Raw genomic sequence first — 8341 nt, forward strand, 5'->3', positions numbered from 1 at the left:
CATCAAAGCCCCCTATCTTTAGACTCCTTTTGCCATTCTTTTCTGGAATGCTTCAAATACATCATCTAGTGTAATTAGTATCATATCCCCATTCTCTTCTAAAAAATCTGCAAGTTGTACAGTTGTACCATAATAAAAAAGGAGAGACATCACCTAGTCCCTCCTGTTACAATGGTGTTACTAACGATATTTTAATTTTAACTACACTTACGTGAAATGAAATGACACTACTATTCAGATAGAACAGGTGGTACTATGATAAGATTTCCTCTTTAGAGTTAATCGATAATTTGCTTTCTAATGCGTCAAGTGTTTGTCCTATCTCTCTTGCTAATACTTCAATGACAGGGATGGTTACCGAGTTTCCAAATTGTTTGTATTGTTGCGCTTTACTCAATTTGGGAGGAAATGAGAAATGATCGACGCCATCTTTCATAAAAGCATAATTAATAAATCCTTGTAATTTCCCCCACTCTCTTGGTGTCATCATTCGAATTCCCTCATCGTTTAGTGGTGTTTGTTTTCCTTTCACTAAACTTCCGCCAATCCCATCCTGTGGATCATAAACTAAGTTTCGCTCTTTTCCAGAACCCCCAGTAGCTAACAGCGCATTTGAAACGGGGGTCTCTATTCCTGGTTCATTCACAACGATATAACCGTATCCGTTTCCTTTATCTTTATGTCTACTTTTATGGTTTTTCAACGTTTGTAAATAACCAGAAGCAAGGTAATATTCTTTTTCCGCATTGAACTCTAGTAAGTCATTTAAATCTTTATATATCGGTTCTTCCAATCGTTTCTTTGGTAGTTCTTTCATGAATATAGTCTCAGTTAAAGAATGATATCTATCTTTGTTAAAGCCAATGATATATACACGTGGTCGATTTTGCGGGAGACCGAAGTCTTTCGAATTAACTAAAAAATCTCGTGGATTAAATTCTATTCCACCTGGGGCAATCTCATTTTCACGCACACCAACAACAGTATAATTCAATTCTTTCACAAGTACTTTTAAAATCGTGTCAAATGTATCCCCTTTTTTATGCCTGAGTAAACCTTCGACATTTTCTAAAAGAAAAGCTTTAGGCTTTGTATGTTTTAAGATATCAGCGATATCAAAAAATAAAGTTCCTCTAGTTTTATCAATAAATCCTTCTTTCTTACCAGCGATACTGAACGCTTGGCATGGAAAGCCACCTAACAAAACATCATAATCAGTGTTTGCTACTTTTTGTTTAAATTCATCAGTTGTTACATCATTGTATGGATCATCTCCATATAAATGTGTATATGTTTCACATGCATATTTATCTATTTCTGCCGCAAGGACCGTTTCGAATTGATTCGTAAGTTCGAACCCTCGTCGAATTCCTCCAATACCTGCGAATAAATCTATTGTTTTATACATTTAGTCCTCCTAGCAATTACATCAACTATTCATATTACCATATTAACATAATTATATTCTATTGATGTCACTCCATCTTTTATTATTTATTTCGTTTTGTTTTATTTACCAAATGGTACACTCTATTACTAGTTTATAAACAATCATTCACCATAAATGCACTTCTCATTATTTTTACTATAAAGGAAAAAACAAAAAGAAGGTAGTCAAAGCAACCTTCTAACTGAAAGATTAACGGTTTTCAAAGATGACTTCCTTTTGTAGCAAAATAATCAATTTTACCATATTAGTATAATTTAATACTACCATTTTCTTAAATATAGCCATATATGATTCCTTCCTTTTAAAGCCATATAATTACTGTTGATCGCAGTTAGATTCCTCATTTTCTTTGATTATTCCATAATCCATTAAGCAGGTCCTCTTTTTCTGTTACTTTATTTTTTACCAAGTCCTCCAAGGTGATGTTCTCTAAAACATGTGCAACTGTATCACGAACAAGTCCCCATAAAGGTTTCAATGAACAGCTGCTTTCTAAGCTGCAGGGTTCATATGAAGTAACACTTACACACCCCATCGGAGCTAATGGCCCTTCAATTTTTCGAATGACTTCTCCAATACAAATGTTTTTAGGATTTTGACTTAAGCGATACCCACCACCAAAACCTCGCTTACTGGTAATGTATCCTAATTGTTTCAGTTGAATTAATATTTTTTCTAAATACGGTGATGGTAATTTGGTTAATGCACTTATTTCAGCAACAGTCATCACCTTCCCCGCGTTTTCACCAAGTGTAATTAATGCTCGTAATGAGTACTCTCCCTTACTTGAAATCTTCATGTTACACCTCTTTTTTTTATAATAATCATGTTTGTGTTTCTATTTTTAATGACCGTTTAAAAGAAATACTTTCTCCACTAGCTTAGGAAATATACCAAAAGACTCATACTCTAAATAGAGTACGAGCCTTCGGTTGTCCGATCAGCACCTTGTTTAATATTTATAAAAATTAGTTTAGCAAAATATTATTCTTGTAATTCATATGAGTTAAGTTGGAATTAAGAGTTGTTACACTTCCTTCCAAAATCAAATATATTCACAAATAAAGAGTTCATCAGCATTGTATTAGGAGGAGCTTATACGATCCATACAAAATACACAATAAATACAGTAATAATTAAGTAAAGGATGTTTAATGGGATTCCGATTTTTAAGAAATCCGAAAATCGATAACCCCCTGGTCCATAAACGATCAAGTTGGCTTGATATCCAATAGGTGTTGCGAAGCTAGCTGAAGCTGCAATGGCAATAGCTACAAAGAAAGCCATAGGATCTACCGACAATTGCGTCGCGACTGCAAGAGATATCGGAACCATTAATACAGCAGCTGCATTATTAGTAATGACTTCGGTAAATATAGTCGTCAACAAGTAAACGGCAATGATTGCTCCTATCACACCTGCACCTTTTGTTATTTGAACAAAATGATTAGCGATCCATGCTGCAGCGCCTGTTTGATCAAGTGCAGTACCAATACCAATAGCACAAGCAATTAATAATAATACATCGAATTGGATATATTTCTTTGCACCTTCAATGGTAATGGTTTTCGTTATAAACAAAACAAAGACAGCTAAAACTGCTGCTTTAAACATGGGTAATATATTGAAAGAAGCAAGAAAAATCATAGTAATTAGGGTAGAAATGGCAATAATTGATTTTTTAGGGTCGATAATTTCGGGTTCCTCTAATGGTGAAATAATATAGAAATCTCTAGAATTTGACCACCTATTCACAAATTCCTTATTAACTAAAAGTAACAATGTGTCTCCTGGTTTTAACACAATATCTCCAACCTTGTTATTAATTCGCTCATCATTGCGATGTACTGCCACCACCCCTGCACCATAGTAGCTACGAAACTTGCTTTCTTTTACGGTCTTTTGAATTAATAAAGACTGATGAGAAACTACTGCTTCTACTAAAGTAGCACTACCATTCTGTAAGTCTTCTAATCTCAAATGTGTACCTGTCTCAACACTTAGTCCCTTTATATTTTGTATTTCAACAATCGTCGATAAGACACCAGTAAAAATCAAACGATCATTGGCCATTAATTTCTTATATGAGGGGACCGAAGTTGTTCGTTCCCCATTTCTAATCAACTCAATTAAATAAAGCCCACTTAAATTCCTTAATCCTGCTCCTTCAATCGACCTTCCAATTAATGGTGAATTTGTCTCTATAGTAGCTTCAGCAAGATATTCCCTAACATCTTCATCAAAGGTTTCTTCTGAAGTCTTTCGGGAAGGCAGCAATTTATGTCCAACTGTAACCATATATAAAATTCCTAATAAACCTGCGGGTAAACTAACAATCGCTAATTGAAACATAGTAAATCCATCTAGTCCTTGTTCAAGCATAAATCCATGAATAACTAAATTCGTAGACGTACCAATTAATGTGAGTGTACCCCCAAAAATGGTAGCGTAAGATAAAGGAATTAAAAACTTAGATGGTGAAATATTTCGTTCTTTACACCACTTTCTGACAACTGGTGTAAACATAACAACAATAGGCGTGTTATTTAAAAAAGCAGATAGACTTGATATCGGCATCATCATTTGTAGAAGTGATCTTTTTTCGCTTTTACCTGAACCTAATGATTTTGTAACGATGTTATTTAAGACTCCACTTTGTTTAACCGCTCCAGCTACAATAAAAAGAAGAGCGACTGTTAACATCCCTTCATTGGAAAAACCTCTTAATGCATCGGTTGGAGATAATATTCCGCTCAATAACAATACAGCTAAAGCACTGGCTACTATAAAATCTGGTCGAGCTACCTCTTTGATTAAACATACTAGCATTCCTAGTACAACTAATATGACAAATCCAATTTCAAACGTCATTGTTCACTCTCCCCTTACAACTTAAGCTGTATAAATAACGTGTACTTTGAATGATTATTTAAATTTTTATCATAAATTCCGATATGTTTACTTGTATTTGATAAGCAAAAAAAAGCTAATACTTCAATACTAAGAAGTATTAGCCTTTGGTTTTTCCAATCAGCCTATGTAAATCGCTTTAGTTTAATATTATATTATTCAAACTAAACAAAGTTGTCAAGTAGGAATTAAAATTCAAATATTTATATAGTAGAATAAGAACTTGTAATTCCTATTCTCTATGGTTATAGTCCCGTTTTTATAGCTTATATTAAAGAAAGAAAAGCACAAAAATTTTATGTGCTTTTCTAGGAAATATGATTTATTTTTACTTGTTTAAAATTAATTTACAAACTTCGTAGGCACTAGAAAATGATAATTCTGATAATTGACCTTGGCCTTGGCACCAATCTCCAGCGAAAAATGTATTGCGGTAGTCTGGTAAGTAAATTGGCATTGCTTGTTGATGCATATTCCATTTAATCTCTTGTACTACAGCATTTTTTGATATTCGTGGCACAGTTAAATTCTCTCTCCATCCTTCAAAATGCTTATCATATAAGGCTTCAATTTGTTGTTTATATTTTTCTAATGCTTCGCTATTTCCAATATCTTCTTCTTTTAAATAAGCTACAGCTTGAAGCAGTTGTCCTCCCTCTGGAGTACATGTTTCATCATAATAAGAGATATCGGTAATAAACATCATATTTTTGCGATCGTAAATATAGGTAAAAGGACTTTCTACACGTTTGGAAAGGCCAATATCATAAACAAATACTTTAGAAGATTTATATTTAGCATAATGACTGACTATACTTTCTACTTCTGTCTCTTTAAATACTTTGAGTAACTCTTTTGGTGGAATACAGAAAACGAACTCTTCAGCTTCATACACTTCGTCTCCACAAATAATTTCGTTAACCTTATTTTCACTCGTAACAATTTGTTGAACTTTAGATTTTTCAAAAATTTCACCATCGTTGTCTTTAATGACACGGACAAATTCTTCAATTAATGATTGCCAACCACCACCAATATAGGCAACAGGCTTATTCGTAGTAAAAATTCGTTTGTAATATTGGAAGAAAACTTCTGAAGGAATTTCCTCAGGTTCACTTGTAAAGAAGTTAGAAGATGCTAGTGTTAACATCATTTTTTTAACGTCTTCACCAATATTTTGTTTTTCTAACCACTTTCCTATTGACTCATGAGGTGTTCCTGAATCAATATTTAACATTGTTTTAAATACTTCCCAAGCAAAGACAACTTTTCCTGGAGAAGATAGTATTTTCGTTTTAAACAATCCTCTAACATTGGAAGGAACATGACTTAACTCTTCCCCAGAATCGTATCTCGCTTTATAGGGATTAAAATCTTTCCACTGAATTTGGAGTTTAAGCTCATTTTCAAAGTTTTTAAGAATTGAAGTGTCTCGACCATAAATCGCGTGAGCTCCAAAGTTAAAGTTAAATCCTTTAATCGGTAAAGTTACAGCTCTCCCTCCTAACTTTCCGCGTTCTAAAAGTGCCACTTTTTTACCGTTGAATGAAAGGTAAGCTGCTGCCGCAAGTCCAGCAAGGCCACCACCGACAACGACGACATCATAAGACTTTCTGTGTTTCTCCATGACTAACCTCCACTATTACTTCCTATCCATAAGTTATATATTCTTCAGTATTCTACTTTAACTTCATAATGGAATACCTATTATATAATAGTACTCTAAATTCTAGAAATCAAAAGAACAGCTCTAGAAAGTCAGATGTTTCTTTTTTAGTGATGGATATTCCACTTTTACACTCTTCATTTCCTACAATCTATTTAAAATCTACATAGGATGATGAATCAGGAGATCTCAAATGGGATGGATCGATCTGTTTTCACTAGGAAAAAGAAAGGTCCTTTCAATAATCGTCTTCTAAACGGAACTTTAAAAAAAGTTAGAAAGAAAAATAATGAATAAAAAGAAAGGATCCATGTTACAACTGGCTTTTTCGTTAGTAAATAACTGAATGAATACATTAATAAATAAATTAATCCCGACCAAAAGATATTCCACCCATGTTTAAACATTATCATATTCTCTTTTACCGCAAAATGTTCTACCATTGTAGAACCAACTGTCCACTTGATGATATAGCTGAGCTTCCTAGGTAATGTTTCAGGAAATTTAGATAAAAACGCAAGCACTAACAATGGTGTAATGAAAAATATATGCATCGATCTTAATATCCTCCAATGAAATCCTCCAGGAGGAAATTCCCAAAGTAAATATCGTTTACATAGATAGTAATAAAAAGAATTGAAGAAACTTACGTATGCTAGACTTTTATAGTATTTAGGAAAGTATTTCCAAGTTCTTCCTGAAAGAGTAAGTAATAATATTGGAATTAGTAGGAGGATTTGTTTCTGTTTCATTATAGTCTCCTTTAATATATTGGTAATAACATTATAATTTCCAATTAATTTACAATTATTCTATTGGTTAGTTTAGTTCAAGTGACTTTTGAAACTTTATGATATAATTGCTAAAAAAATAACCGTTTAAAAGTTGAGTGTGTTATTATTGTTCTAAATATTCTAAAAATAGGGGTTGTGTTCTATGAACGGTTATGATGAGAAAACGAAGCGTGTTTTAAAAGAGGTAAGTGAGTATTATGGGACAATCCCAAAAACCTATTATGCTGTTGCTGATGCTGGAGTATTAACAAAACTTTGGTCGTTAGCAGGTGATACGTTTAAATCAGGTGCTGCTGACCATGAGGATAAAAGAATCTGTGCATCTGTTGTTGCGCATACTCTTGGAATTCAAGAATTATTAGTAGCTCATTTAATGATATTAAAAAGATACGGCTGGAATAGAGCACAGTTTAATGACCTGTTAGAAGGGCAATACCCTCCACGTATGAGTGAAAAGCAAATTCTTCTAGCAAAACTAGCGAAGTCGTTAGCAATCAATCCAGCAAATGTGGATCGAGAAACCCTTCGTTTACTTCAAGAATCAGGAACGTCAAAGGAAGCAATTGCAGAGATTATTGCCTTACATGGATTTGTTCGATACATGGCAACGTTTGTAAGTGTTTATGAAGTCGGATAAATTCACCACATAAAAATAGAGCCTTATCAATTCTTCATAGTACCGACCCCCAAAAGTTAGAGTAGAAAACTAACTTTTGGGGGTGTTTTTATGGCTAAATATAGTGAGGAATTTAAAATAAAGCTTGTTACTGAGTATTTACATGGAGATCTTGGATATAAATTATTGGCGAAAAAATACAATATGCCCTCTCAAACACCATTACAAGATTGGGTAAGAGCCTTTAAGACCCAAGGAATTGAGGGATTAAAGCGAAAAAAGGTGAAGGAAGCTTATTCTATTCAATTTAAATTAGATACGATACAATTTATGCTAGAGACAGGTGCTTCTTATCAGGAAACTGCTGATCAATTTAGATTGAACAATCCTTCATTAATTCACCGCTGGATGAAAACATTTAATGAACAAGGAATAGAAGGCCTGAACCTAAAGTCAAAGGGGCGACCTTCTATGTCTAAAAAACCAAACAAAAAGAAAAACGAAAATAAAAAACTGACGCGTGAAGAAGAATTAGAACGAGAGAATGAATTACTAAGGCTAGAAGTAGCATACTTAAAAAAGTTGAGAGCTTTTCGGGAAAATCCGAGTGCCTTCCACGAAAAGCACAAGCAAAGGTCGCATTCGAACTCAAAGAAGAAGGGTTCCGATTAAAAGATGTTCTCCTTGTCGTGGGCATCCCAGAAGCAACTTACCATTACCAAGTGAAAAATTCTGGCAAAGAAGATTCGGACGCAAACTTAAAAGAAATCATTACAGATCTATTTAAAAAGTTTAATGAACGTTATGGTTATAAACGAATCACTAATGAATTAAAGAAATTAGGTCATTCCATCAACCATAAAAAAGTGTATCGCATCATGCGAGAATTGGGATTAAAATGTGTG

At 33.6% G+C, this 8341-nt stretch carries 9 protein-coding genes; 3 read left to right on the top strand and 6 right to left on the bottom strand.

Features of this window, described 5'->3' with window-relative positions; genetic code table 11:
* Nucleotides 1-18: 18 nt before the first annotated feature.
* From BK574_RS28075 to BK574_RS06540, 6 genes are all read right to left on the bottom strand, one after another.
* Complete coding sequence (locus BK574_RS28075) at nt 19-150, bottom strand: EAP30/Vps36 family vacuolar-sorting protein (protein WP_218970547.1); 132 nt, start codon at nt 148-150, stop codon at nt 19-21.
* A 103-nt stretch (nt 151-253) separates the two neighbouring features.
* A complete protein-coding gene (locus tag BK574_RS06520) occupies nt 254-1408 on the bottom strand; it encodes a DNA cytosine methyltransferase (protein ID WP_078428001.1) in 1155 nt (384 codons plus the stop codon).
* Nucleotides 1409-1790: 382 nt separating this feature from the next.
* Nucleotides 1791-2249 carry an RrF2 family transcriptional regulator gene (locus BK574_RS06525; protein ID WP_078428002.1) on the bottom strand — a complete coding sequence of 153 codons (459 nt, stop codon included), beginning with the start codon at nt 2247-2249 and terminating at the stop codon, nt 1791-1793.
* 296 nt (nt 2250-2545) lie between these two features.
* Nucleotides 2546-4321: an SLC13 family permease gene (locus tag BK574_RS06530; protein ID WP_078428003.1), complete on the bottom strand. Its 1776-nt coding sequence runs from the start codon at nt 4319-4321 to the stop codon at nt 2546-2548.
* A 367-nt stretch (nt 4322-4688) separates the two neighbouring features.
* Nucleotides 4689-5987: an FAD-dependent oxidoreductase gene (locus tag BK574_RS06535; RefSeq protein WP_078428004.1), complete on the bottom strand. Its 1299-nt coding sequence runs from the start codon at nt 5985-5987 to the stop codon at nt 4689-4691.
* A gap of 218 nt (nt 5988-6205) precedes the next feature.
* Complete coding sequence (locus tag BK574_RS06540) at nt 6206-6778, bottom strand: CBO0543 family protein (protein WP_158211556.1); 573 nt, start codon at nt 6776-6778, stop codon at nt 6206-6208.
* Between the two features lie 184 nt (nt 6779-6962).
* Here BK574_RS06540 and BK574_RS06545 point away from each other — a divergent pair, with 184 nt between their 5' ends.
* The 3 genes from BK574_RS06545 to BK574_RS27375 form a co-directional block, all read left to right on the top strand.
* The gene (locus BK574_RS06545; protein ID WP_078428006.1) at nt 6963-7457 is read left to right on the top strand and encodes a hypothetical protein; all 495 of its coding nucleotides are present in this window, start codon (nt 6963-6965) and stop codon (nt 7455-7457) included.
* A gap of 90 nt (nt 7458-7547) precedes the next feature.
* Nucleotides 7548-8108, top strand: coding sequence for a helix-turn-helix domain-containing protein (locus BK574_RS06550; protein WP_078428007.1), 561 nt, complete (start codon nt 7548-7550; stop codon nt 8106-8108).
* Nucleotides 8109-8125: 17 nt separating this feature from the next.
* Nucleotides 8126-8341 (top strand): IS3 family transposase (locus BK574_RS27375; protein WP_078428008.1); only part of this gene is annotated, 216 nt, incomplete at its 3' end.

The organism is Alkalihalobacterium alkalinitrilicum, assembly GCF_002019605.1.
In the GTDB taxonomy this organism is placed as follows: Bacteria; Bacillota; Bacilli; order Bacillales; family Bacillaceae_F; genus Alkalihalobacterium; species Alkalihalobacterium alkalinitrilicum.

Coding starts and splice junctions, on each gene's coding strand:
- BK574_RS06545 (WP_078428006.1), top strand. CDS start 6,963: ATGAACGGTTATGATGAGAAAACGAAGCGTGTTTTAAAAGAGGTAAGT.
- BK574_RS06530 (WP_078428003.1), bottom strand. CDS start 4,321: ATGACGTTTGAAATTGGATTTGTCATATTAGTTGTACTAGGAATGCTA.
- BK574_RS06520 (WP_078428001.1), bottom strand. CDS start 1,408: ATGTATAAAACAATAGATTTATTCGCAGGTATTGGAGGAATTCGACGA.
- BK574_RS06525 (WP_078428002.1), bottom strand. CDS start 2,249: ATGAAGATTTCAAGTAAGGGAGAGTACTCATTACGAGCATTAATTACA.
- BK574_RS06540 (WP_158211556.1), bottom strand. CDS start 6,778: ATGAAACAGAAACAAATCCTCCTACTAATTCCAATATTATTACTTACT.
- BK574_RS06550 (WP_078428007.1), top strand. CDS start 7,548: ATGGCTAAATATAGTGAGGAATTTAAAATAAAGCTTGTTACTGAGTAT.
- BK574_RS06535 (WP_078428004.1), bottom strand. CDS start 5,987: ATGGAGAAACACAGAAAGTCTTATGATGTCGTCGTTGTCGGTGGTGGC.
- BK574_RS28075 (WP_218970547.1), bottom strand. CDS start 150: ATGTCTCTCCTTTTTTATTATGGTACAACTGTACAACTTGCAGATTTT.